This window comes from Paenibacillus cremeus (assembly GCF_007786445.1).
In the GTDB taxonomy this organism is placed as follows: Bacteria; Bacillota; Bacilli; order Paenibacillales; family NBRC-103111; genus Paenibacillus_G; species Paenibacillus_G cremeus.
In genome coordinates this window covers 1-23,613 of record NZ_VNJI01000077.1, presented here as the reverse complement: position 1 = coordinate 23,613, position 23,613 = coordinate 1, and the positions used below count along the sequence as shown (strand labels likewise).

General features: G+C 53.2%; 30 protein-coding genes and 2 rRNA genes. 21 read left to right on the top strand and 11 right to left on the bottom strand.

The features are described 5' to 3' along the window. From FPZ49_RS33285 to FPZ49_RS33275, 3 genes are all read left to right on the top strand, one after another. Positions 1 to 122, top strand: a 23S ribosomal RNA gene (locus tag FPZ49_RS33285); the annotation flags it as partial. A 94-nt stretch (positions 123 to 216) separates the two neighbouring features. Beyond that, positions 217 to 333: ribosomal RNA gene (gene rrf, locus FPZ49_RS33280) — 5S ribosomal RNA — on the top strand. Between the two features lie 86 nt (positions 334 to 419). Beyond that, positions 420 to 695: an alpha/beta-type small acid-soluble spore protein gene (locus FPZ49_RS33275; protein WP_144854772.1), complete on the top strand. Its 276-nt coding sequence runs from the start codon at positions 420 to 422 to the stop codon at positions 693 to 695. 52 nt (positions 696 to 747) lie between these two features. Here FPZ49_RS33275 and FPZ49_RS36510 read toward each other — a convergent pair whose 3' ends face one another. Further along, positions 748 to 873, bottom strand: a complete 126-nt coding sequence (locus FPZ49_RS36510) for a DUF6254 family protein (protein WP_222430005.1) — start codon at positions 871 to 873, stop codon at positions 748 to 750. Between the two features lie 122 nt (positions 874 to 995). Here FPZ49_RS36510 and FPZ49_RS33270 point away from each other — a divergent pair, with 122 nt between their 5' ends. Beyond that, positions 996 to 2,219 carry an MFS transporter gene (locus FPZ49_RS33270; protein ID WP_144854770.1) on the top strand — a complete coding sequence of 408 codons (1,224 nt, stop codon included), beginning with the start codon at positions 996 to 998 and terminating at the stop codon, positions 2,217 to 2,219. 96 nt (positions 2,220 to 2,315) lie between these two features. Continuing rightward, positions 2,316 to 3,305, top strand: coding sequence for an L-glyceraldehyde 3-phosphate reductase (gene mgrA / locus FPZ49_RS33265; RefSeq protein ID WP_144854768.1), 990 nt, complete (start codon positions 2,316 to 2,318; stop codon positions 3,303 to 3,305). 154 nt (positions 3,306 to 3,459) lie between these two features. Here mgrA and FPZ49_RS36245 read toward each other — a convergent pair whose 3' ends face one another. Together FPZ49_RS36245 and FPZ49_RS33260 are read right to left on the bottom strand one after the other, a co-directional pair. Then, positions 3,460 to 3,633, bottom strand: coding sequence for a hypothetical protein (locus tag FPZ49_RS36245; protein WP_186446254.1), 174 nt, complete (start codon positions 3,631 to 3,633; stop codon positions 3,460 to 3,462). Between the two features lie 116 nt (positions 3,634 to 3,749). Then, positions 3,750 to 4,175, bottom strand: coding sequence for a MarR family winged helix-turn-helix transcriptional regulator (locus FPZ49_RS33260; RefSeq protein ID WP_144854766.1), 426 nt, complete (start codon positions 4,173 to 4,175; stop codon positions 3,750 to 3,752). A gap of 235 nt (positions 4,176 to 4,410) precedes the next feature. Here FPZ49_RS33260 and FPZ49_RS33255 point away from each other — a divergent pair, with 235 nt between their 5' ends. The 7 genes from FPZ49_RS33255 to FPZ49_RS33225 all read left to right on the top strand — a co-directional run bounded on the left by FPZ49_RS33255 (position 4,411) and on the right by FPZ49_RS33225 (position 10,768). After that, positions 4,411 to 4,902 (top strand): MarR family winged helix-turn-helix transcriptional regulator, encoded by a 492-nt coding sequence (locus FPZ49_RS33255; RefSeq protein WP_144854764.1) that lies wholly within the window; start codon positions 4,411 to 4,413, stop codon positions 4,900 to 4,902. Beyond that, positions 4,899 to 5,555, top strand: coding sequence for an efflux RND transporter periplasmic adaptor subunit (locus FPZ49_RS33250; protein ID WP_144854762.1), 657 nt, complete (start codon positions 4,899 to 4,901; stop codon positions 5,553 to 5,555). Before FPZ49_RS33255 ends, FPZ49_RS33250 begins: the two co-directional genes overlap by 4 nt. Positions 5,556 to 5,595: 40 nt before the next feature. After that, positions 5,596 to 7,221 (top strand): DHA2 family efflux MFS transporter permease subunit, encoded by a 1,626-nt coding sequence (locus tag FPZ49_RS33245; protein ID WP_144854760.1) that lies wholly within the window; start codon positions 5,596 to 5,598, stop codon positions 7,219 to 7,221. A gap of 28 nt (positions 7,222 to 7,249) precedes the next feature. Further along, a complete protein-coding gene (locus tag FPZ49_RS33240; protein WP_186446253.1) occupies positions 7,250 to 8,488 on the top strand; it encodes an efflux RND transporter periplasmic adaptor subunit in 1,239 nt (412 codons plus the stop codon). 48 nt (positions 8,489 to 8,536) lie between these two features. Beyond that, on the top strand, positions 8,537 to 8,797 hold the full coding sequence (locus tag FPZ49_RS33235) for a YciI family protein (protein ID WP_144854756.1): 261 nt from the start codon (positions 8,537 to 8,539) through the stop codon (positions 8,795 to 8,797). Between the two features lie 151 nt (positions 8,798 to 8,948). Further along, complete coding sequence (locus FPZ49_RS33230; RefSeq protein ID WP_144854754.1) at positions 8,949 to 9,767, top strand: DeoR/GlpR family DNA-binding transcription regulator; 819 nt, start codon at positions 8,949 to 8,951, stop codon at positions 9,765 to 9,767. 38 nt (positions 9,768 to 9,805) lie between these two features. Continuing rightward, a complete protein-coding gene (locus FPZ49_RS33225) occupies positions 9,806 to 10,768 on the top strand; it encodes an ROK family protein (protein WP_144854752.1) in 963 nt (320 codons plus the stop codon). 26 nt (positions 10,769 to 10,794) lie between these two features. Here FPZ49_RS33225 and FPZ49_RS33220 read toward each other — a convergent pair whose 3' ends face one another. Then, the gene (locus FPZ49_RS33220) at positions 10,795 to 11,013 is read right to left on the bottom strand and encodes a hypothetical protein (RefSeq protein ID WP_144854750.1); all 219 of its coding nucleotides are present in this window, start codon (positions 11,011 to 11,013) and stop codon (positions 10,795 to 10,797) included. A gap of 189 nt (positions 11,014 to 11,202) precedes the next feature. Between FPZ49_RS33220 and FPZ49_RS33215 the strand changes: the two genes are divergently transcribed. Then, the gene (locus tag FPZ49_RS33215; RefSeq protein ID WP_144854749.1) at positions 11,203 to 11,532 is read left to right on the top strand and encodes a hypothetical protein; all 330 of its coding nucleotides are present in this window, start codon (positions 11,203 to 11,205) and stop codon (positions 11,530 to 11,532) included. Positions 11,533 to 11,746: 214 nt separating this feature from the next. On the opposite strand, the gene FPZ49_RS33210 is transcribed toward FPZ49_RS33215, so the two are convergent. Next, on the bottom strand, positions 11,747 to 12,373 hold the full coding sequence (locus FPZ49_RS33210; protein ID WP_144854747.1) for an FMN-dependent NADH-azoreductase: 627 nt from the start codon (positions 12,371 to 12,373) through the stop codon (positions 11,747 to 11,749). 165 nt (positions 12,374 to 12,538) lie between these two features. Between FPZ49_RS33210 and FPZ49_RS33205 the strand changes: the two genes are divergently transcribed. Continuing rightward, entirely contained in the window at positions 12,539 to 12,913 is a 375-nt protein-coding gene (locus tag FPZ49_RS33205) for a hypothetical protein (RefSeq protein WP_144854745.1), read from the top strand. Between the two features lie 66 nt (positions 12,914 to 12,979). On the opposite strand, the gene FPZ49_RS33200 is transcribed toward FPZ49_RS33205, so the two are convergent. Next, the gene (locus FPZ49_RS33200; protein ID WP_186446252.1) at positions 12,980 to 13,285 is read right to left on the bottom strand and encodes a hypothetical protein; all 306 of its coding nucleotides are present in this window, start codon (positions 13,283 to 13,285) and stop codon (positions 12,980 to 12,982) included. A gap of 192 nt (positions 13,286 to 13,477) precedes the next feature. Here FPZ49_RS33200 and FPZ49_RS33195 point away from each other — a divergent pair, with 192 nt between their 5' ends. Then, the gene (locus FPZ49_RS33195; protein WP_144854743.1) at positions 13,478 to 14,143 is read left to right on the top strand and encodes a tetratricopeptide repeat protein; all 666 of its coding nucleotides are present in this window, start codon (positions 13,478 to 13,480) and stop codon (positions 14,141 to 14,143) included. On the opposite strand, the gene thiO is transcribed toward FPZ49_RS33195, so the two are convergent. Both thiO and FPZ49_RS33185 read right to left on the bottom strand, forming a co-directional pair. Next, on the bottom strand, positions 14,133 to 15,296 hold the full coding sequence (thiO, locus tag FPZ49_RS33190; RefSeq protein WP_144854741.1) for a glycine oxidase ThiO: 1,164 nt from the start codon (positions 15,294 to 15,296) through the stop codon (positions 14,133 to 14,135). The two genes, FPZ49_RS33195 and thiO, sit on opposite strands and share 11 nt — an antisense overlap. Further along, positions 15,293 to 15,943 (bottom strand): thiamine phosphate synthase, encoded by a 651-nt coding sequence (locus FPZ49_RS33185; RefSeq protein WP_261381742.1) that lies wholly within the window; start codon positions 15,941 to 15,943, stop codon positions 15,293 to 15,295. Before FPZ49_RS33185 ends, thiO begins: the two co-directional genes overlap by 4 nt. Before the next feature lie 244 nt (positions 15,944 to 16,187). Here FPZ49_RS33185 and thiD point away from each other — a divergent pair, with 244 nt between their 5' ends. The 3 genes from thiD to FPZ49_RS33170 all read left to right on the top strand — a co-directional run bounded on the left by thiD (position 16,188) and on the right by FPZ49_RS33170 (position 18,340). Beyond that, positions 16,188 to 16,994, top strand: coding sequence for a bifunctional hydroxymethylpyrimidine kinase/phosphomethylpyrimidine kinase (gene thiD, locus FPZ49_RS33180; RefSeq protein ID WP_144854739.1), 807 nt, complete (start codon positions 16,188 to 16,190; stop codon positions 16,992 to 16,994). 127 nt (positions 16,995 to 17,121) lie between these two features. After that, complete coding sequence (locus FPZ49_RS33175; protein ID WP_144854737.1) at positions 17,122 to 17,550, top strand: DUF86 domain-containing protein; 429 nt, start codon at positions 17,122 to 17,124, stop codon at positions 17,548 to 17,550. A gap of 160 nt (positions 17,551 to 17,710) precedes the next feature. Further along, on the top strand, positions 17,711 to 18,340 hold the full coding sequence (locus FPZ49_RS33170) for a helix-turn-helix transcriptional regulator (RefSeq protein WP_144854735.1): 630 nt from the start codon (positions 17,711 to 17,713) through the stop codon (positions 18,338 to 18,340). A gap of 48 nt (positions 18,341 to 18,388) precedes the next feature. On the opposite strand, the gene FPZ49_RS33165 is transcribed toward FPZ49_RS33170, so the two are convergent. Continuing rightward, positions 18,389 to 19,981, bottom strand: a complete 1,593-nt coding sequence (locus FPZ49_RS33165) for a DUF2339 domain-containing protein (RefSeq protein ID WP_261381743.1) — start codon at positions 19,979 to 19,981, stop codon at positions 18,389 to 18,391. Positions 19,982 to 20,141: 160 nt separating this feature from the next. On the opposite strand from FPZ49_RS33165, the gene FPZ49_RS33160 reads away from it, so the two are divergent. Both FPZ49_RS33160 and FPZ49_RS33155 read left to right on the top strand, forming a co-directional pair. Then, complete coding sequence (locus tag FPZ49_RS33160; RefSeq protein ID WP_144854731.1) at positions 20,142 to 20,321, top strand: hypothetical protein; 180 nt, start codon at positions 20,142 to 20,144, stop codon at positions 20,319 to 20,321. Beyond that, positions 20,318 to 20,515 carry a hypothetical protein gene (locus tag FPZ49_RS33155; RefSeq protein ID WP_144854729.1) on the top strand — a complete coding sequence of 66 codons (198 nt, stop codon included), beginning with the start codon at positions 20,318 to 20,320 and terminating at the stop codon, positions 20,513 to 20,515. Before FPZ49_RS33160 ends, FPZ49_RS33155 begins: the two co-directional genes overlap by 4 nt. 279 nt (positions 20,516 to 20,794) lie before the next feature. Here FPZ49_RS33155 and FPZ49_RS33150 read toward each other — a convergent pair whose 3' ends face one another. After that, positions 20,795 to 21,631, bottom strand: coding sequence for a transposase (locus FPZ49_RS33150; protein WP_186446251.1), 837 nt, complete (start codon positions 21,629 to 21,631; stop codon positions 20,795 to 20,797). Between the two features lie 103 nt (positions 21,632 to 21,734). Beyond that, positions 21,735 to 22,070 (bottom strand): IS110 family transposase, encoded by a 336-nt coding sequence (locus tag FPZ49_RS33145; RefSeq protein ID WP_222430004.1) that lies wholly within the window; start codon positions 22,068 to 22,070, stop codon positions 21,735 to 21,737. A gap of 747 nt (positions 22,071 to 22,817) precedes the next feature. Here FPZ49_RS33145 and FPZ49_RS33140 point away from each other — a divergent pair. Beyond that, positions 22,818 to 23,558 carry a reverse transcriptase domain-containing protein gene (locus tag FPZ49_RS33140; protein ID WP_144854723.1) on the top strand — a complete coding sequence of 247 codons (741 nt, stop codon included), beginning with the start codon at positions 22,818 to 22,820 and terminating at the stop codon, positions 23,556 to 23,558. Positions 23,559 to 23,613 lie beyond the last annotated feature (55 nt).

Here is a 23,613-nt window from a genome sequence, read left to right as displayed (position 1 = left end):
CCCTCAAGATGAGATTTCCCAGTATGTAAGACCCCTTGTAGACGACGAGGTAGATAGGTTCGGGGTGGAAGCGCGGCAACGTGTGGAGCTGACGAATACTAATCGGTCGAGGGCTTATCCAAACGATTCAGCGAGCTTTGTTTCGAATCCAGTTTTCAGGGTGCAAGCCACCTTGAACAACCAATTGATGTTTCTTGGCAGAAACATCGCAATCCGTTTGGTGATGATGGCGGAAGGGAACCACGCGTACCCATCCCGAACACGACCGTTAAGCCTTCCAGCGTCGATGGTACTTGGACCGCAGGGTCCTGGGAGAGTAGAACGTCGCCAAGCAACGAAAGAACTCCAGAGATGGGGTTCTTTTTCTTTACATAAAGCGGATTCTCTGAGGGAAAAATAATTCCAAAGGAGGCGTTCATATGGCGAGAAGAAGACGGCCGATGGTGCCGGGAGCAGGACACGCTTTAGATCAGTTCAAGGCCGAAGTGATGCGCAAAGAAGGCTATGCGGTTAACCCGAATCAGCCGGACAGTGTGAAATACGAGGTAGCACGCACGCTGGGGGTGCCGCTTCAGGCGCCGGGCAATAACGGGCAGCTAACGACCGAGCAGGCTGGTAAAGTAGGCGGTCAAATCGGCGGCAGCATGGTGCGGGAAATGATTAGAATGGCACAGGAGAAGCTCGCGCAAAAATGACGATTATGCAGACCCCACTGGCAAGTGCAGCAGTGGGGTCTTTTTCACATTATTAAATGGAGCGCTGTGCGTCGTACTCGTCGGCATATTCGGAAAGCGACTTGATTTTCCCGTGCGGCTTATGCGTTTGCTTACGTATTTTCCACGCGTTCTCTTCACGGCGCTTTTGTCGGCTCATTAACGATGCACTCCCTTTTCTAATGTGATGGTCTTGCTCTTTTATGATGTCGCGTTGTATTGTGTCTCATTCATCTGTATTATTAACAGGGGACTCAACGTTGGGATAATGGAGAGGGAAAAATGAGAGCGTTCTTATGGACGGGGTATGGCTCGTATTTTCTGATTGGATTGGCTTATGTTATTGTAGGTGCACTGCTGCCCGAAATGCTGGCCTATTACGGCAAGGATTACGACTCCGGCGGGCAGTTGGTGGCTTTGCAGTTTTTCGGGTTTTTGATTGGGGTGCTAACGGCTCCATGGTGGTCCAAAAAGCTAGGCAAACGTGGGGCGCTGCAGCTATGTATAGGCTGTTTAAGCGCGGCGGAGCTGGCGTTTTTTACACTGCCTCCCTGGGGAGTCGTGCTCGCCATTGGGCCGATCGCCGGATTTGGCTTCGGGATGGTAGAAACGATCCTCGGAGCGCTCGTCATTCAATATTTGGATGAGGGGCAGAAAACGGTGACGATGACGCGGCTGGAGGTGTTTTTTGGAATCGGGGCGCTGGCGATGCCGCTGCTAGCTTCCTTCTTCATCTCGACCGGCTGGTGGAGGGGCTCGTTTCTAATCCTAGGACTTATCTCAGCTGGCATGCTGTTGCTGTGGCTCCAGCTGCCGATGGGGAAGATGAGCACATTGATCGGGAAGCCATCGTCGGATGAACCAGGTACGGACGAGACCAGCATCGAAAGTTCAGCTGCTTCTGGAAAAGCATCTCTGGGCGTACTAATGCTGCTATTTATCCTCATGTTTGCTTTGTATGTGGGAACGGAGATGAGTGTGGCGAACTTTTTACCATCCATCCTGGTCGAGAATGTGAAGCTGAAGCCAGAGCTAGCCGCGTTGGGTGCGACCTGCTTTTGGGGCGCAATGTCGGTTGGCCGGCTGTTTGCCGCGAAGCTGGCGGGAAAAACGGGCTTTAAAGCGTACCTGCTGTTCAGCTGTGCCGGCGGCTGCATTGTCCTCGGCGGCTTTGCAATGGCATCAAGCGCCGCGGCGAGCTTTATCCTAATCACCCTGCTGGGGTTGGTCATGTCGGGCATGTTTGCGATTTTGCTGGTGTATGCGAACAGCTTTTTCCCGGGGCTGGAGGAACGGGTGACTAGCGTGCTCATCGCCTCGGGCGGCATTGGGGGAGCGAGCATTCCTCTTTTGACCGGATGGTGCATGGACCAGTTTACGCTGCAGCAGACACTCGGGCTATTGGTGGTGTTCTATGCGCTGATGCTCGTGCTCATGCTGCTTGCTGCCCGTGCCGTAAAGGCGAGGAAGACGGTGGCTATTTCAATGTCGGATTCTCGCAGTTGAACCTTTCGGGATGGATAAGGTATCATGTAATAGGCTAGATTGAAAGCATTTTCACAATTACAAACGGGCGTTTACCATGGGATGGAGGAGAAGCAGTTGAGTTATTTAGCGTCAAATGAACGTTACAGCACGATGAAGTACAATCGGGTGGGCAAAAGCGGGCTGGTGCTGCCGGCCATCTCACTTGGATTATGGCACAATTTCGGGGGAACCGACACGTACGAGAACGGACGCGCGATGGTGCGCTACGCTTTCGATCACGGCATTACGCATTTTGACCTGGCGAACAACTATGGACCTCCGCCGGGATCGGCCGAGGAAAATTTCGGACAAATGCTGAAGCAGGATTTGCATCCATACCGCGATGAGCTGATTATTTCCTCCAAGGCGGGCTATCGCATGTGGCCTGGTCCTTACGGAGAATGGGGCTCCCGCAAATATTTGATCGCGAGTCTGGATCAGAGCTTAACGCGGATGGGGCTTGATTATGTAGATATTTTTTATTCACATCGGTTTGATCCGAACACGCCGCTTGAGGAAACGATGCAGGCGCTCGATCATATCGTCCGCTCGGGCAAAGCGCTGTACGTCGGGATCTCGTCTTATAATGCGGAGCAAACGAAGCAGGCTTCGGCGATTCTGAAGCAGCTTGGCACACCGTGCTTGATTCATCAGCCTTCCTATTCCATGCTGAATCGCTGGATCGAAAACGGACTCCAGGATGTGCTGGATGAAGAAGGAATGGGCAGCATCGCCTTCTGCCCACTGCAGCAAGGGCTGCTGACGAATAAGTATTTGGTCGGCGTTCCGGAAGGCTCGCGCGCAAGCCGCAGCGAGAATTTGAAGAACCAGGCGATCTCCGACAAGACGCTGGATCAGGTCCGCCGGTTGAACGATGTGGCAGCGGCGCGCGGCCAAAGCTTGGCCCAAATGTCGCTCTCCTGGGTCCTCCGCGGAGGTCGGGTTACATCGGCACTCATCGGTGCAAGCAAGGTAAGCCAGATTGAAGAGAACCTGCAAATTCTCGGCCAAGCCGACTTCAGCAGCGAAGAGCTGGCTAGCATTGATGCGATTTTAAAAGATTAAAATGTATCTAGAAACCGTCCGAGTGCTCAGCGCTCTGGCGGTTTTTTGCGTTTGTGCGGGAGGGCTAGAGCGGAACGGCCGCGCTAAAGCTAGAGCCTGCGTACAAAAAAATCGCCCCCGACAGCACAGACGCTGCAGAGGCGATTCTAGTTTACTATTTTGAATCCAGATGCAGCTCCTCGTGGGTGTACTTGAAGTCCCACAGAAACTCCATATCGTACGACGTTGAATCTCGCATAATCACCTCTAGCAAAACGGTGCAAAAAGAGACGGTAATGGAAGCGAAAAGGATTAGCCACATGAAAAACTCCACGAGTAAAGCTGCCATAACATGCTCGCTCCTTTCGTTCTTCTTTACTATCATTCTATGAATGCGATCTCAGAATGATGATCGGAATGAACGGAAGGACAAAAACAAATTTGAGCGAGGCGGAAGTAGTTACGTCATTGAGTGTTTTTCAAGATTTGTCTATAGATTCGGATCAGGTGCTGCACATCCTCTTCCGGCAGCTGGCCAAAGAAGCTCTCGAGGATCTGCATGCGATGCTCATGGAGCGAGGCCAGAACTTCCTTCCCCTTCTCCGTCAGCTCCAAATAGACGACGCGGCGATCCTCTTCAGAACGGATCCGGTTGGCGAAGCCTCCGGTGATCAGTTTATCGGACAGCGAGGTGACGGCGCCCGAAGTGATCCACAGCGCATCGGCAATCTGCGATACCTTCAGCGGCCCCTCGGCTTCCAGCTTCTCGAGAATAATCGCATGTGAAGCGGATAAGCCCTGCTCTTCAAAATTCGTCCAGCGGGTCTTGGCTTTGCGTACCAACTGCCGAAACGTTTCTTCCAGTTCGAATAAATCCTTACGGTCAGACATCAGACATGGAGCCCCCTGTAATCTTACTTGTTCCGAGCGTGTCCTGCTCCGTTTATTTTAACATGAAGCTGGGGTTTAACCTAGCCTTGCGTTTGCTTAAATGGGAATTGTAAAAAGTTACCTACACATTCACAGATTGCCCAAAAATAAGCGTTGACGAATCATTTTCCTCCATTATAATTTAGTGGTAAACAATTTTACAATAAAATAGTTTTATTGTGAAACAGTGGGAGGAGTGACAATTCTGAGCGGAATCGAAAGCGTACTTGCGGAAGTGGATACACTCACAGCGAAGGTGATGCGTCATGCCCGCCTGTGGGCTGCCGAGGTGGATTTATCCAAGCAGCAGGTGCATTTGCTAAAGACGCTCTACTGCAAGAAAAGAGCTACGGTAAGCGAGTTGGCCGACGATTTGTTCTTATCTGCGAGCGCAACAACCATCGCCGTAAACCGGCTGACCCGCGAGGGCTTTATTGTCAGGGCCCGCGATGAGGCCGATCGACGATTGGTATGGCTTGAGCTGTCTGAAGAAGCTTGTGCCAAAGTAAAGCAGCTGCAGCAGCAACGCGAGAAGCTGATGATGCAGCTATTAAGCTGCTTAAGTGAAGAAGAAGGGGAACAGCTGTTAGCCTTGCTGCGCAAAATGACGTCCGCACTAGATGAGGAAAACAAGGAAGGCAAGGAAGGAAAGACAGGGGAAGCAGAGAAGAGAGGAGAAACCATATGAAGAAAAAAATCATTGGGATTACCGTGCTGGTTTTGCTGCTGGGTGGCGGAGGGACGGCCGGCGCTTTTTACTACAACGATCTGAGCAAATACATAACCACGGAGGATGCCAAAATCCAAGGCGATTTGCGTGCGATCGGGTCACTGTCGGCTGGGAAGCTGATCGAGTGGCGGTATAAAGAAGGGGATTCCTTTAACAAAGGCGATGTGCTGGGCATTGTGGAAACCGTACCGGCTAGAGGAACGACGCCGGCGACAACCGTGGAAATTACCGCGCCGGATGCGGGCACAGTGATCCAGTCGAATGCTGTGGAAGACCAGACGGTCTCTCCAGGTGCCGCGCTGGCGCTTAGTGCAGATCTTTCGCAGCTGTATATCACGGCGAATTTGCAGGAAACGGAAATTACCGATGTCCATGTCGGCAGTAAAGTGACGATCAAGGTGGACGCGTTTAAAAATACCACATTTACCGGTCATGTCGATCGGATCGGACTGGGCACGAACTCCTCGTTCTCGCTCATTGCCTCCTCGAACACCACGGGTAACTTCACAAAGGTCATTCAGCGTGTACCGGTTCGAATCACGTTGGATGACTACCAGAACAAGCGCCTCATTCCTGGCCTCAACGCCACCATTAAGATTGAGAAGAAGTAAACGCAGGTGGCGATATGCATCGAAGAAGGAGGAATGAGCAATGAGCGATCAGGAGCAACCCGCGGCTGCCACGGATAAGGAATCACAGCCCGCAAGCCCGCCTGCCGCATCGACCGCGCAGAAGGCTTCGGGTCTAGCGATGCTGGCGATTATCCTCGGCGTGTTTATGGCGATTCTGGATACCAGTATCGTCAACGTGGCGATTCCCAAGATGATGTCTGTCTTCGGGGTGAACCAGCAGCAGATCGAGTGGGTGGTTACCGCATACTCGCTGGTTAGCGGCGCCTTAGTACCTGTTACGGGGTTTTTGGGCGACCGCTTCGGCTACAAACGCATTTATATTATTTCGCTTGTCATTTTTACGATTGGTTCAGCGCTTTGCGGAGCGGCCTGGAGCAATGACAGCATGATCTTTTTCCGCATTATTCAAGCGATTGGCGGCGGTGCGATGATGCCGATCTCCATGTCGATGATTTTTCGTATGTTTCCGGCGGAGAAGCGCGGTCTTGCGATGGGCCTGTTCGGGATTTCCATCATGTTCGCGCCGGCCATCGGACCGACTTTGAGCGGATATATCGTAGAATATTTGGACTGGCGCTTGATTTTTACCATTAATGTACCTATTGGAATTCTGGACTTTTTTCTATCCATGGCGACTTTAAAGGAATTTAAATCGAGTGTCGCGCGCAAGTTCGACGTCGGAGGCTTCCTCACTTCCAGTACGGGTCTAGCCACGCTGCTCTATGGGATCGGTAAGGTGTCCGAGAAAGGCTGGTCGGATACGGAGGTCATTATCTTTTTGGCCATTGGTATCTTTTGCTTGGTCAGCTTCGTGATCATCGAGCTAAGCGTGAAGGAGCCGATGCTCGACCTAGGCTTATTGAAGAACGGCACATATACGCTGGCTCTGGTCATTTCCAGTCTCGCGATGGTCATCATGATGGGGATGCTGTTTTTGCTGCCGATTTTTTTGCAAAATATTGCCGGTCTTTCCGCGGTGCAAACCGGTTTGATTCTGCTCCCGCAGGCACTCGCTTCCGGGATTATGATGCCGATCGCCGGTGCGCTGTTCGATAAAATAGGGGCTAAGAAGCTCGCTATCGTCGGGCTGATCATTACGACCTTTGCGCTGTATTTGACTTCGAAGCTGGCTTTGGAAACGACGTTCGCGACGATTATTTTCTGGCTGTCGCTGCGCGCTGTAGGCATGGGGCTGATGATGATGCCGCTGCAGACGGCGGGGATGAATACCGTTCCGATGGATAAGGTCGGTCAAGGCACGGCGCTCTCCAATACGATTCGTCAGGTGAGCGGAGCGTTCGGGATTGCTTGGCTGTCGCTGCTGTTTTCAAATCGCAGTGCCATGCACACGGCCGAGCTGTCGGATCGCATCAGTATGTTCTCGACCCAGGTCATTAGCAATGTGAACAAGCTGATTGCAGGGTACACCTCGATGGGGCAGTCCGCCGCGGATGCGCAGAAGAGCGCCATGACCTATGTGTATGGCCAAGTACAGATTCATGCGATCATTTTGGCGCTCGATGATATTTTTTACGTGACGGCGGTCGTATCCGTAATTGCGGCGGTCTTGTGCCTGTTCCTGAAGGATAAGAAGCGTGAGAAGAGCGCAGGCGCAGTGCAGCAAGTGCATGTAATGGGGGAATAAAAGCATGAACAAAAGGAGCGGGAAACTCATGACGGAACAACATCAATTGGACCGGAGCTGGAAAAAAAGCATGCTGGCGGGGCTCGTCCTCGTGATGGCCACTGCGGCGGCAGCGGGCTGCTCGGCGGTTTCGGCAGGTGAAGCGGGGCCTAAGCAGGTGAAGGTCAGCAAAGTACAAACGATGAAAATGGACGATAAAACCGAGCAGGAAGCCGACATCATCGCTTATTCCCAGGTCAATGTAGTTACTAAAGCCGGCGGAGACGTCGCAGAGGTGCTGAAAAAGCGCGGAGATAACGTAGAAGCAGGCGACGTGCTGTTCCGACTGGATTCGACGGATGCGATGCGAAACAAAGAGAAGAACCGGCTGGCGAAGCAAAACCTGCAGTCGCAGCTGGACAAAACGAGCCAGGACATCGTAACGAATAAAGGCGTGCTGAAAAATACGATCGAGAAGCTGCAGCTGCAAATTGTTGATCTGGAAAAAACGTACAGCAGCGTGCATAATGATTATGACAGCGGTCTGGTCACGAAAGCACAGTTCGACAAGGCGGAAACCCAGCTCAAGACGGCGAAGCTCGATCTGGACACTGCCCAGAAGCAGCTGGCCAACCTGGAGTCCACCGATTCGCTGGCGTCGCTTCGAATCCAGATTGAATCGACGGATTTGTCGATGCAGGACATTGACAAGTCGCTAGCTGACTTTGAAGTGAAGGCACCGACCAGCGGCGTGCTGACGGATCTGTACCCTGAGAAGGGTGTGACGGTCACTGCCGGATATGTAGCCGGCGTGATTCAGCAGCTGAATCCGATCAAGATTCATGCGGATGTGACCGAGAGTGCAGCCAAGCTGGTACGCGGCAAGAAGGATATTGCGTTCACGGTTCCCGGCTCGGAAGAGAAGCTGACGGCTTCGGTCGAGTATTTGGCGGATGTCATGAGCCAGCCGAGCAAGTCGTTCGTGCTGGAGCTTAGTGCGGCGAATCCGGACCGCAAGCTGAAGCCCGGGATGCGCGTGAAGCTGCAGCTTGGCGGCGATGGCAAGCAGGATGTGCTGACGGTTCCGCAAGCCGCGCTGGTGAAGGAAGGCAACGACAATTACGTGTTCGTGCTTTCTGGCGATGTCGTGGAGAAGCGCAAGGTGATGCTGGGACGCACTAGCGGAACGGCTCGCGAGGTGACCAGCGGCGTGAAGGATGGAGAGGCCATCGTCGTATCCGGACAGCAGGAGCTGAAGGATAAAGACAAGGCCGTAGTTTCGAACTAATCTAACTTACTTAACTTATCTAATGGACTGAAGGGAGCAAGAATGCCAATGAAAACCTTTGTTGTATTTCTGCCGATGCTGGACGAAGAGAAAAGCCGCATCCACCGACCGGAGCACCTGGACTATCTGGAAAGCCAGCGCGCTTTGGGGCGAATTTTTGCCAATGGGCGGTTCGTAGACGGCTGGGGCGGCATGGTCATTTACCGGGCAGCTTCGATTGAAGAGGCACAGCAGTGGGCGGAGGATGATCCGTTCGTTCGCCACGGTGCGCGCCGCTGCGAAGTTCACGAGTGGGATATGGTGCAATAGAACGATAGACAGTAACCGTTTCAGGCCGGAGGGCAGGGAACGGTTATTTTTTTATCCGTTTGACTTAGAATTTAAGTGTGCGAAATAGTGATTGAAAAAATCGAAAATTTGATTTAAAATTTCATTAATTTGAAAGTTGGAGGACACAAGGATGGAGCGAAATCCGAGCAAAGGGGAGGAACGTCGGGAGCGGCTTCTTCAGATGCTGAAACGGCAGGGGAAAATCACGATACAGGAAATTACCGAGAAGCTGAATTGCTCGGAAGCGACGGCCCGCCGCGATCTCGACCTGCTGGAGAAGCAAGGCGGGATCATCCGCAGCCTGGGCGGAGCCCAGCTGGACAACTCGCTCTCCTCGGGCGGCAAAGAGCTGCATTTCCACGAGAAAGAGCAGCTGCTCTTGCTGGAGAAAGAGGCGATCGCTGTCCGTGCGGCAGCGATGATCCAGGAAGGCGATGTCGTCGGGCTGTCCGGCGGAACGACCACGTTCTTGATTGCCCGGGAGCTGAAGCTGAAGAGGGGCATCACGGTCGTCACCAATGCCGTCAACATCGCCATGGAGCTATCGGATAGCGAGGATATCCAGGTGGTGCTGACCGGCGGCGTACTGCGCCGAAACAGCTATGAGCTGTGCGGCCCGCTGGCGGAAAAAATCGTCGAGAACATTAACATCGGCATCATGTTTCTTGGGGTGGACGGGATCACGGAGGAGCAGGGACTGACAACCTTCTCCGAGCAGGAGGCGCAGATCGGCCGATTGATGCTGAAGCGATCGCGTGCATCGTACGCGGTGTTCGATCACACGAAGGCCGGGCGTGTGTCGCTGTTCAGCATTGCGCCGCTCGACGAGCTGAAGGGCTGCATCACCAATGCAATGGTCGATGAGGGGCTTCGTACGGTTTTGAATCAGCAGGGCATCGAACTAATATTAGCTGAGTCGGACCGTGACCGTGATCGTGATCGCGTGTAAAGGAAGCAGATAAACGTAACCGAAATGGAGAGAGCAGGATGAATTACTTTGTGGGTGTAGATATTGGCGGAACGAATATGGTGTGCGGTTTGACGGACGCGCAGGGGAATACACTCAAGCTGGCCAAAATCCCGACGGAAGCGGCCCAAGGAAGCGCGCATGTGATCGGCAGGCTGGGGCAGGCGATTCGTGAGCTGGTTGCCGAAGCGGGCGTAACGATTGAGGCGGTCGGGACCGGAGTTCCTGGCTTTGTCGATCCGGAGCGGGGCCTATCCGTCCTCGCAGCCAATCTTGGGTGGAGAAACCTGCCCTTGGCGGACGAGCTTAGCAAAGAGCTGCACGGCATCCCGGTTTTTGTAAACAACGATGTGCGGATGTATGTGTATGGCGAGACTGTGGCTGGGGCGGGGCGAGGATTTAAGCATGTGCTCGGGATTACGATCGGAACCGGGCTGGCGGCCGCGATGATCAATGATGGGCAGCTGTATTATGGCGCTGGAGGGCGTGCAGGAGAGCTGGGGCATATTACGCTGGAGGAGGAGATTCCATACCGCTGCAACTGCGGCTTAACCGGCTGCTTGGAGACGGTCGTTTCGGCCAGCGGGATCGCGCGTCAAGCGAAGGAAGCCATCGGGCGCGGCGAGCCTACGGTGCTGGCGGAGCGGTTCCCAGGGGATGAGGTGGCTAAGCTGACGGCTGCGGACGTATCTAAAGCCTACGATCAAGGCGATCCTGTAGCGCAACGCATTATGGAGCATACCGGGCGCCTGCTGGGAAAAGGTTTGGCTTCTGCGATTACGCTGTTCAGTCCAGAGGTTATCATTATTGGCGGCGGAGGCGCACAAGCAGGGGAGCGACTGTTCAAACCGATGCGTGCGGAGATGGAGCGGACGTCGCTCGACTTCTACTGGAAGTCGCTGAAGATCAAAGCGGCCGAGCGGCTGGAAGATGCCGGTGTAGTTGGCAGCGCCTTGTACGCAATGGCTCGATTACAGAGCTAAGGAAACGAAAAATGGAACCGCAGCGGTCAGGTTGCAACGGATTTGTAAGCGTCCGAGGGCAGCCCTTCCATACGGTTCCATTTCTTTTTGTGCTTTTGCTCCATTCTTCGTGCTTTCTCTTGCAGCGTGGGGGTGGTACGCTCCACCGGGATAACGCCGTTCCAGTCGCCGCGGAGCAGCTCCGGGTTCAGCTGGCCTTGCCGCTCCAGCTTCATGCGCTGTTTTTTTGCTTGACTTCGTGCCATACGAGGCACCTCCTTTTCAGATAGGGAATGTTCAAAACATCCTCCATTGTATTGTACGCGATGCTTGCGCAAATTGCACACATCAGGATATGACAGTTTTGAGACATCGGGCTCCATAGCGTTGTACAGGGCTCCGCTTCATGGTAATCTAGTTCTTGTGCTGAAAACAAGCAAATGGAGTGAATAGCCTTGACATATGATACAATTTATTGGCTCATTCTGGGCGCCGCATTCGTGCTCACGGGCGTTGTCGGAGTGTGGGTCATGCTGCGAACAGGAAAGCTGCTGCCGTCGTTTATCGCCGGGACGCTGGTGAATTTGCTGATCATAGGCGCTGGCTGGTGGTGGTGGGCGCATGTTTTTGCAGGGAGCGAGCAGGATTTTAGCCGCCGGTTCGGCTTGTTCGGCTTCGGCGTTTGCTTCGTCAACGATGAAGTGCTGCTGTTCTTCGCTCAGCTGATCATGAAGCGCAAGGTGAGCGGGTTTAAATATAAGCCGGATAATCCGGACGACTTGTAACAGAACTGTAATCTGTTCTTCATCGCCCATTAATGTTGGGGGGATATAATAATTCTCGACCCCCTTTTTAATAATATATATCTCTTGACGGCCTGCGATCTGCGTGATTGCAGGCCCTTTTCTTTTTTCCGGTGGTGGTGGGAAGGAAAAAAGACTGCGCGACCGCCTTGTGGAGGCAGGTGCAGTCTTTTTCGTATGGATGCGGGGAGTGGGATTAGAAGCTAGCTGCCACTTGCGCGGTTTTCTTGAGCCCGGCTTCTACGATTTCTTGCGCGCGGTCGCGGAATTGGTTGTGGCCTTCGATAACGACAACTTCCGGCTGTTTGATACCGATGAAGCCCATCATCGTCTTTAGGTAGTTCAGCGACATTTCGATCGATGCTGCAGGGCCTTCGGAATAAATACCGCCGCGGGCGTTCAGCAGAACCACTTTTTTGTCACCAGCCAGACCTACAGGGCCTTCAGCGGAGTAGCTGAACGTTTTGCCGGATTGGGTGATGTAGAACAAGTAAGTGAGCAGCTGCGCAGGAATCGTGAAGTTCCACAGCGGGAAGGCGAACACGACTTTGTCAGCCGCGAGGAACTGCTCCAGGTAGCGGTTAGCAAGGTCAGCAGCCTGCTTCTCTTGAGCCGTCGGCTCATAGCCGTTGGATTGCTTGTATAGGCCGGTCATCATATCGACATCGTAATAAGGGAGCTCCGCTTCGAACAAGTTCAGCTCCGTGATCTGATCGTCCGGATGCGCTTCTTTATAGGAATTGAAAAACGTTTCATACATTTGAACACTGACGGATTGCTCGGATGGGCGATTGTTCGCTTTGACAAATAACACGTTGGACATGATAGAAACATCCTCTCTCGTTGGGGTATGATTTACTAATTAATAACGACTTACTTTACGTAAGTATAATAAAACAATTTACTTACTAAAGTCAAGCGAATTATTTTCGGTAATGGAGAGATGCTAAGAAGAAGCAAAGTACTGGTGCAAAAGGAGGCAGCAAGTATGAAAGCTGTGAAGGTGAAGCAGGCGGAGTGCAAGCGGGTGCTCGAGCGCGGCGGTCAGCTGTGCGCGGATGTGGAGGTCGTGCTGGAGGGCGAGCCGAAAGCGTTAGTGGCGTTGTTCGCAGAGTCGAAGGATAACGACTACGATATGGTGATGCTGCTGCAAAAGGATGCGGATACCGAGATCGATTGGTACGATAACGATCTTCACGCGGCGTATGTGGATGTTTCGGAAACGATGTTTGATAACTCATCAGGGGAAACGTACTGGGAGCCGAGGGAGTCGTTCAAGGAGCAGGTGCTCAGCTATGGTAGGGTAAAGGAAGAGATTCGCTCCAAGCTGGAGGCGGCGAAGCGGGAGCACGTGCAGGTATAGCGAGGCGAAAAGAAAAGAAGCAGTCAGTTTCCCATCAAGGCAGGGAGACTGGCTGCTTTTGTGCGTTCAGCGTTTCTTTTTCGATGGAGATGGACGTGATGCTTCCTTGAGCTTGTCAAACTCTGTAAGCTTAATCTCCTTCGCATCCCAACCGAAATTAGCGATAAAAAAACCGATAATCCCAAACACCGCGAGCCGGATATACAGCCAGGTCATCGAAAAGGTTTGCTGTGAGAGCAGCTCAACTACTGTAAAAAGCAATGTGAGTAATAGGCCCCACATCAGCATGCCGTAATAAACGACGTACTTTCCTTTGCCCATCGTTCGTTTTGCCCGCCATTTGGCGGCTTGCGCTTCATTCATGGTACTCATTGTGGAACGATCCTCCCGAATAACAATAACGTCGATCTAATGGACAAACCATTCGCGAGCCGACCCGGTTTTTCCTGCCCGTTCAGAGAACGTTCACAACTTCACTGTTGCCTAAATTTGTCGCCGTTATTCGGGGTATGGCAAATTATGGTACAATAAAGGAAGATGAAGGGAAAGGCTGGATGACGCCATATGAGTAAATTTTTATTGTTTTCCTTGCTGTGGTGGGTAACGGGCAATCCGTTTGTCGCACTGATTGTACTCTTAATTATTTTGTATGTGCTGGAACGACGCTATATTGGCATGACGCCGAGTGTTATGAAGCCGCTGCAGCGCGGTCGGCGATTGACCCGGCTTAAGCAGGAGCTGCGGCTGAATCCGCATCATACATCCACTAAGCTCGAAATTGCAAGAATATATATGGAGCAAAAAAAGTTCGCAGACGCGCGCGAGCTGCTGCTGCAGGTCGCCGAGGTGATGGAGGACTCCGCGGAGGTGCGGGCCGAGCTGGGGATTTGTGAGCTGCGGCTGGGCCGGCTGGAGGAAGGCGAGCAGGATCTGCTGGCGGCGCTGGAGCGGAACCCCAGGGTTAAATATGGAGAGCCCTACCTTCGATTGGGCGAAGCTTTTGCAGAGCGGGATCCGCAGAAGGCGATCCGCTACTTGCAGCAGTTCCGCGAGGTGCAATCGTCCTCCTGCGAGGCCTACTTCAAGCTAGGGCTCTTGTATCGTGCCTTAGGAAACAACGAAGAAGCCCGCCGGGCGTTCCAGGAAACGGTGGAACTGTACCGGGGGCTTCCAAAGTACAAACGTCGGCATGAGCGCCGCTGGGCGCTGCTTGCTCGGTTTAAAGCGTAGCGTTAGCCGTTTGCTTGAGGGCGCGGCTTGGGGCATAAGCGTTAAGGTTCAGTAGCGGCTGTTCGCCCAGTGCGAGCTGCTTCACGAGCGCGCCTGTGACTGGGGCCAGCAGTATGCCATTGCGGTAATGCCCCGTGGCCCAGATGAGGCCTAGAGCGGTATCCAACGTACCGAGGAACGGAAGCCCGTCTTGGGTTCCCGGACGCAGCCCGGCCCATGTGTGTACGAACTCGGCTTCGGCCATTCGCGGCAGCAGCGCTGCCGCTTTTTCATGCAGGTCGGCGATGGTCTGCACATGAACATGCTTGTCAAAGCCCACCTCGACCTGCGTCGCGCCAACGATATAGCTGCCGTCCTGCTTGGGCACGATGTAGCAGCCCTTCGTGAAGACGGTGGAGCGGATGAGCGGCGCAGCGGTCTTCACGGAGATGCACTGCCCTTTCACCGGAAACATCGGCAGCGTCAGGCCAAGCGGCTCTGTCAATGCCGGGCTCCAAGCGCCGGCAGCAAGCACCGTCAGGTCCGCGTACAGCGGGCCTTCTGACGTTTGGACGCCAATGATTCGTCGTCCGGCAGTCCCTGCGCCAGGTCCCGTCAGCAGGCGGAACGCCGGGGTCCACTCGCGGATGCGGCAGCCTTGTTTGACCAGTGCCGCCTGCAGCGCTTTGGCGAGCCATACGGGATGAACCTGATGATCCGCAGGCAGGTATAACCCGCCGCGGATATCCGGCGACAGCTCCGGTTCCATGCGCCGCATAGCGGCTGCGTCGAGCCACTCGGCGTCCTGAATCCACGGCAGCCGGCTGCGCAGCTCTTGCTCGTCCTCGTCCGTCAGCGCGGCGCGCAGGATACCTTCACTTATGTATTGCGCCGAGATGCCGCTGATCTGCTCCAGCTCGTCCGTCCAAGCTCGGTACAGCTGCTGGCTATGGCGGCAGAGCTCATAGAATGGGCCGGAATGATGCGTCTCGACCTGAGCTCCCAGCATGCCTGCTGCTGCTGTGGAGGCTTCTTGGCCGAAGGCGCCTTTGTCCAGCACGGTGACGTCGAATCCGGCTTTGCTGAGATCATAGGCTGCTGCGCCGCCGATCACACCTCCGCCGATAACAATGGCTGTAGGACGTGTAGTTTGGGATGATGATGTTATCGTCATGAGTCCAGTTCACTCCTTGATGTATGGCGATTGAGCGCTTCGCGGAACGCGGCGAGCTGTCCGGCCGGGTCCTCGTGCAGCAGCACCGAGGACAGCACGGCGATGCCGCCGGCGCCGGCGGCGAGCACATCGCTGACGCGATCCGGCGTCATGCCGCCGATCGCGATGACCGGGACGGGCGAAGCCGCCGCCGCGGCCTCGGCTAGCGCGGGGAGGCCGCGCGGGGCGAGGCCGGGCTTCGAGCCCGTCGCAAACACGTGGCCGAAGATCACGAAATCGGCGCCCTCCCGGGCCGCCGACTTCGCTTCTTCGGCCGAGTGGACCGAGCAGCCGATGGCGAGGCCAGGCGGCGCGATCCGCCGCGCCTGAGCCGCCGACAGGCTGCTGCCGGTCAGCTGCACGCCGTCGGCCCCCGCCGCCAGCGCCGCATCCAGGCGGTCGTTGAGCACGACCGCCGTATGCGGCAGCAGCGGCTTCAGCCTCGCGTGCCAGGCCACAAGCTCCCGTGCGCTGCGATGCTTCTCACGCACGTGCAGCACATCGATGAGCGCGGTGGGGCAGCGCTCCAGAATCGCCGCCACCTCGCCCAGCTCTTGCTGCCCGGTGGTAATAACATGAAGCTGAGGCTTCATGGACGCTGAAAGCATGAAATCGAGTCCTTTCCCCGAAGGGGCAGTAGTTTACCCTCATCATACCCCTCGATCCCAACAATCGTCAAAGCGTTTGCCAAACTTGTCACGAAATGGTCATGAACGCTGGAAGGCTAAACGGCGGCGCGCCTTGACGCTGAAGGGCCGGAAGACTAAACTTAGATGAAGACAAGCCGTAAGGACGGGCTGACGGAGTGATCCGTGGGGACGGGGAAAGCGGCAGGAGCGGGAGGAAGGAACGATGGTGTTTAAAGCATTAACGATTGCAGGCTCGGACAGCGGCGGCGGTGCGGGCATTCAAGCGGATCTGAAGACGTTTCAGATGCTGGAGGTGTTCGGCATGTCGGCCATCACGGCCGTCACAGCGCAGAACACGCTCGGCGTGCATGGGATTTACGACATCCCCCTCGAAGGGATCGAGCGGCAGATCGACGCGGTCTTTACGGACCTTGGGGTCGATGCCGCCAAAACCGGCATGCTCTCGCAGCCGCAGGTCATTGAGCTGGTCGCGGAGCGAATCCGGGCGCATGGACTGAAGAAGCTGGTCATCGACCCGGTAATGGTCGCCAAGGGAGGCGCCAGCCTGCTGGCCGCAAGCGCGCAGGACGCCTTGCGTACCAAGCTGCTGCCGCTTGCGGCGGTCGTCACGCCGAACATCCCGGAAGCCGAGGTCATCACCGGCAGAGCAATTACGTCGCTGGAGGAGATGAAGCTGGCGGCGAGAACGATCGTGAAGGAGTTCGGCGCGGCGGCTGCGGTCGTCAAAGGCGGGCACAGCAGCGGCGAGCCGACGGATGTGCTGTACGATGGCGAGCAGTTTCACCTGCTGAGCGCCCAGCGTTACGAGACGCGCCACACGCACGGGACAGGGTGCACCTTCTCAGCTGCGATCACAGCGGAGCTGGCCAAGGGGAAGCCGCTGCTGGAAGCGGTGCATACGGCGAAGCGGTTTATCACGCTGGCCATCCAGCATGAATTAGGAATTGGCGGCGGCCACGGACCGACGAACCATTGGGCGTACTGGCGGGAGAGCCGGACGAAGTCATAAGGAGCGGCAAAACAAATGAGCTACGAATATTTAATGCAGGCAGTCCTGCTGATTTTTTTACTCTTCGTCTCGTTCCCGGCGATCGTGCTGTGGTCCAGATGGAAAAAGAAGAAACGGAGATAACTGAATGTACTATGTTAATCACGAACAAATTGGGCTGCGGCTGTCTCAAATTCCGATGATTATCGAGGCCTGTCAGGAGCTGGAGCAGCAATGGACGATCGACGCGAGTCTGCTGATGCATTTGGCGCAGGAGCGGGCGCTGCATTTGGCGATTGAAACAGTCACCGACATCGGCAGTCTGCTGATCGACGCGTTCATGATGCGCGATGCTAGCAGCTACGAGGATATTATCGACATTTTGCAGGACGAAAAGGTGCTGAGCGCAGAGACAACCGCGCTGTTCAAGGAGCTGGTGTCGAACCGTCGGCTGTTGGTTCAGGATTATCCGCTGATTCGCCGGGAAGGCTTGCACCCACTCATCAGCCGGCTGCCGGAAGCGCTGCAGGTATTTGCTGAGACCGTCCCTGCTTTTATCAGCAAAGAGCAGCTGTAGACGCCCTTAATTGAAAAGCAACCATTTCCTTGATTAGGCTTTTACATACATTTTAGTATACTAATTTACTTATGCCTCCATTTCGTATACAATGATTTCATTCACATCGTTAAGCACCCTCGAGATGTGCATATACGAATTAGTAGGGCGGTGAGACCGGATGAATCAAGAGCAGGATGTGTCGACGCGCAAAGTTATTTTGACGATGCTGAAAACCAAAGGCTTGCTTAGTGTGAACGAAATGGCCAAACAGCTCGGCATCACGGAAATGGCGGTTCGCAGGCATTTGAACACCCTGGAAAGAGACGGTCTGATCGATTCCAAGCTAGTCCGGCAAGCGATGGGAAGACCGACGAATCTGTATTTTTTGACGGAAAATGCCGAAGAATTATTTCCCAAGAAATATCACCATCTGACCCTCGACTTATTGGAAGAGCTGGTAACGCTCGCGGGCGAGAATAAGGTGGAGCAGCTGTTCGAAGGCCGAAAGGAACGCTTGATCAGCCGCTATGAAGACCGAATGGCCGGCAAATCGTTGGATGAGCGAGTCAAAGAGCTGGCAGACATTCAGAATGCGAACGGCTATATGGTCGAGCTCGAAGAGACCGACAACGGGGATTACGTGATCAACGAGTACAACTGTCCGATTTCCCAGGTCGCCAATCAATATAATCACGCATGCAGCTGCGAGCTGTCCATGTTCAAGAGCCTGCTCGGGGCCGAAGTGGAACGCACCGAGTGTTTAGCCAAGGGCGGCAGCAAATGCGCCTATCATATCCAAAAGCAATAAAACCATCTTCCCAGGGCAGCCGCCTATCGAAAGATGGTTTTTCCTTTTTTACCGCTCCGACGGAGCTTCCTCCGGCTTACTCACACCTTCACCTGGAACCTTCCATTTTCCATTCACATAGGCGATGACAAACGTGATGACACCGAGCACGAACAAGACGATCACTTTATACACCGTTTCACTTCCGGAGAGGTCGAGGAGCAGCGTTTTGGCCGCTACCCCAAGCAGCACTACCGAGCCGAAGGTACGATACAGGTTTTGCCGGCTGTACGCTCCCCATACAAAAAGCAGCAGCGCATAAATGCCCCAAGCGACCGAGAGCGACAAATCCAAATCGATGAACCGCTCCAGCTGGTAATAGGTGATCATATTGTCCACTTGAATGGTCAGCAGCCCGCCGACTACGAGATGACTCAGCACGGAGAGGACGCTAGCCAGCAGCGCATTGTCACGATCGCTCAGCTTCGCAAACCGCCCGTTCAGCGATACATAAAAGCCCATGGCAGCCAGCAGCTCCCAAGCAAGCGCGGCCCAGTTGAGGAATGGCAGATACACCCCGAACCAAATGCCCCAAGGGGTATCCCAAGTTGTATAGAACCAGTAGCACCCAACAGCGAGCCAGATCGCCAGAGCGCCGCCGCGGAGCCCATCCCAATGCTTCCATTGCCCGATTCCGAGCATCCCCGCCGCCACCACCAGCCAAAAATAAACGCTAAGCAGCGGTTTAACATCCAAGCCTTGACCGAACTGCGTGAAGGCGAGCAGCAGGAGCAAGATTCCGCCGATGAGCCGCACGATCACAGAAGTGGAGAACGCTCCGGTCAGCCTATACACGACAACAGCCAGCAGCACATACAGCAGTCCCATGACGAGCAGCGGGTACCCGAAGGATGCGATTCCATCCAGCGTAATCATCGCCCACAGGCCGAAGATCAAGGCATTCACGAAGCTTATATAGAGATTCAGACCGTCGAATTTCAGGTTGCTTTTCCAGGAGGAGAAGAAGAAGGCTAAGGTAAAAAATAGATAGGCTGCGAAAGCATATCTGAACGGCAGGCTCCAGAAGTGGTCGAGCACCGGATGCATCTGGATAAAATAGATCAAGTACAGCAGCCATGTTCCGGCAAAGCCGATCAGCTTCAGCTCCGTCCATGCGAGACGAATGCTGACGGTAAAAAACGCGCTGTTCAATACGAGTAAATACAGAAACAGAGTGAATACCTGGTCGGTTTCCGGTCGCAGCAGCATGGGCGATAGCAGTCCGCCGACGAGCGCCATGATCATCAAGAGCCGGAGTTTCATTTTGAAGGAAAGAATGCTGATCGTAAGCGTCAGCGCAAGCATGCAGATGAATATGGTCATCGAATCCCATAATGCATAATAGATGCCGGCAAACGCGAACGTGGCGTACAGCACGGCGGCTCCAAGGCCTGTAGCGACCTCTCCGGCCAGCTTGAGCCTACCCAGCAGCTTCAGTCCTACCAACGCGGCCCCTGCCCCTAGGGCGAGCCCGAGGCCGATTTTGAGTGAATCCGTCAGCCAGCCGAGCGATAAGGACAGCTTGAACAGATACACGATACTGCTTAGGATAAAAATGGCACCCAGCACGCTAATCCAAGATTTTCGCCAAAAGTCATTCATTCGTCTCACGCTCTCTCTTCCAGATCATTGTTATTTGTTTCCAATGTAATCCGAATAGCGGTCGGGAGTAAGTACTAACTTTTTCTAGTACCGCCTTCCACCGCATAACATGGGACCAGCAGGAAACACTATTAGCAAAACGATCAGGAGGGCAAGTCGCATGGAACAAGAGGAAATCCGCAGGCTGGAGCTAAAATTCGGCCGCAAGCTGAGCGAGGGGGAGGCGGCGGAAATCGCCAATGTGGACATCATTGCAGACGAAGACGACCAGCTGTACGCTGAGGCGGATAAGGTGTGGTCTACGCTGGCCATCGGTGACTTGATGAGGAAAAACCAATGAGCAGACTGAACGAGTTGCTTGAAAACCATGAGCAGCTGGACAAGCTAGTGAATGTACTGAAGCATTACAGTGTGAACGCGGAATTCGTCACGGCCTCGTTAATTGAAAAATTCGGGAACTCCGAGGAGGATGACGAGCAGGGGAGTAATGAGGAGCTGATTTCGGATTTGAAACAGCTGTATGCCACCTATTGAGCTGAGTAGCTATTTTAAGAGCGGATTTTTTCCGCTCTTTTTTTGTTGGGCGTGCCCAGCTAAGCACGCATCTTCTAACCGGTGAAAGATTTCCTAACTGTTTGCAAGTATTTCAGAATGAATTTTTATACACAAGTATATCGTGAAATAATTCACATATGTTTATATTCATAATAAAATTCCACTTACCATGTTTTTTAAAATATAGATCGTGTTACAATAAATTAGAATCCCGATTGAGTGAGGAGCATTGCTGCCTCTTGAGAGTCAATCAGGGATTCATTTTTTCTTTCTAAGGCGTTTTCGGACGGTATCGGGAACCATCCAATTTTCAACTATTGTTTGTCGTGCTTCCTGACGTGTTAAAACAGTTCCGTCTACATCACGTATTTCATATGGAACATCCTCTTTAAGCACACGTAAGACTCGAGAAGCCATCTTAGTGGCAATTGCACAAGTAGCTTTAACATGTTGGTTACCTTTTAGCACCATCTGCTCGTAATAGTGCTTTGCAATCTGCGGATCCCACTGACGAGCGACATCAGCGGCGAGGTATAAGGCACGGCGTATGCTTGGTGGTCCTGCCTTTGTCATTTTGCCTCCTTTACCTTCCATAAGTCCAGATTCACTTCTACCAGGAATCATACCGGTGAAGCTGCGAAATCCTTCTGTAGAAGAAAAACGTCCGGGGTTGGAGATAATGGCAAACATGACTGGTGCTAAGGTTTTTCCGATACCTGGGATTGTTTCTAAGTTTCGTGAGGGATGTAAATGTTCGTACAGAGCATAAATCTTCTCGTTTAACATTTGGAGAAGCTTCTCCTCCTGTTCAAGCATCTCGATTTCGTGGGTCATTTCATCACTCAACGCATCAAAGTCCAAGAATTCTTGCTCCCCATAGAGCTCATAGGCATCCATGAGAGCAGCATAGACTTGCTCGTCCAGTCCAGCGTGCATGGGCTTGTCGCTCCCTTTTAAGAGAGCACTTGCTAAGCGACGTACTCCTAATTGTTTAACGCGAGCAGGATGAAAATATTTTTTGAATACGAGTCGTGCACGTAGAGTAAACGGATCTTCAAAACAATCTAGCAGTAAAGGGACCGCGAATGTTACCAAGTCTTGAATGCGCCTCTTTCGATTGCTAATGGACATCGTCAATTTTTCATGTTGACGGATCATTCGGCTAAGAGCTGTATGTTTAGCGGTAGGAAGCTCAACTTCATATAGCTAATGTGTCAGCGTCAATTCGGTCTGTTTTGGTATGCTTCTTGTAATATTTCCTTAGGTCGCTTACTTTCTCACTTTTCACGCGATAAACAGCATGTCCTCTTTTCTTGGCAGCCACCGCTAACGGGAACCACATCATTGAAGTGGGTTCACAAATGATCCGTATGTTAGGATGTCCTCCCGCCTCAATCATCGTAAAGAAGTATTCAAATCCCTTGCTATTAAGCCTGAACTGAAATCGATTAACGATGCGTCCTCCGCTATCCATCACCGTCACTTTCGTTGGAGATTTAATTGCTAGATCACATCCTACATTAAGTACTGACATAACTGTTCCCGTCTCCCCAGTTGACTTTTTTGCAGATTGTACGGATTCCATCATACTTGTGATTGATAAGGGACTCTTCTAAAGAAGATCACCAATTTCCTTAATCGAGGCAGTTCCCGTACAGTCGAGCGAACTCTTGCACAAGAGGCAGTTTTCACTCCTCAGTCCCGTATGCTATCGACCTCTGCACGGGATGGATTATACAACATTCTGCATAATCATGACTTCTGCATCGACATCTTCATCATACAAGTCCGGTCACGGGAGGGGCCAAGCCCCCGTGTAGCTAGGATACCTGCACACGGCGAAATCTGTGAGTAGAAGCGTATCGACGAAAGTACCTGCCAGAGACAGGGCGAGCAACATACCAGGCCGTAACATGAAGTGAATCCTGCCGCGTCGTCAAAAAGGCCTCGCAAGAGGGAAAAGGGGAAGCCGAATCTCGCTAACTTGGATGAAGGCCACGGAAGCTACTAAGAACTTGGAACAGTAGCGAAGAATCCTCCGGCGTAAGGGGATCGGCATGGTATGAAAGAGGATGCAGTGAACTGGGGAGACCCTCCCCTGCACGGAAGAAAATTTTTTTTTGAAACCGTAAAGAGATGCTCTATAAGCCCAGAAGGCGAAGTGAGAGGTCTGCAGGAAGGGAGTCCGAGGGGTTCATACTACCGAGGAACGCAGGACAACACAACCTGCGGGAGGGAAGGAACCCTGCTTTGTTTATGTTTCTTAAGGAGGTACGAGTCAGTGAATGCCAAACGGCTAACGACACCAAAGGAAAAAGTTCAACAACTCCAAGAGAAGCTAGGTCATGCGGCCAAGGAAAGCAAGAAGCGTAGATTCCACGCGTTGTATGACAAGGTCTACCGGATGGACATTCTGTGGGAAGCTTGGAGAAAAGTAAGGGCGAATAAAGGCTCGTCAGGAGTCGACGGGGAAACGCTCGCGGACATCGAAAAGCAAGGGGAATATCTTTTCCTGTACGAATGTCATCGAATCATAAAAGAGGGCAAGTATCGCCCCCAGCCTGTAAAACGGCACTACATTCCGAAGAAAGATGGAAAGCAAAGGCCGTTAGGCATTCCCACCATCCGAGACCGGGTCATACAGATGGCAGTGAAACTGGTTATGGAGCCAATCTTTGAAGCGGACTTTCAGGAAGCCTCGTATGGGTTTCGACCGAGACGAAGTGCCAAGCAAGCGCTTGATCGTATCCGAAAAGCATGTAACCGCAAAGGGAATTGGGTGGTCGACGTCGACATCCAAGGTTACTTCGACAACATCAATCAAGAGAAACTGATGAAACTGGTGGGAATGCGGATTAGTGACAGACGTATCTTGAAGCTGGTTCGACAGTGGCTGAATGCAGGAGTCATGGAAGAAGGAACGGTTCGACGCTCAGATTTGGGAACGCCGCAAGGGAGACCTCCGAAAAAGTCAGTGCCCTCATCAGAACAAAGTCCAAATATATCTATTTTAGGAATATAATAGATATAGGTTCATTAGGAGGGATTAGCGATGCTTCGTAATCACAAAGAGAAAC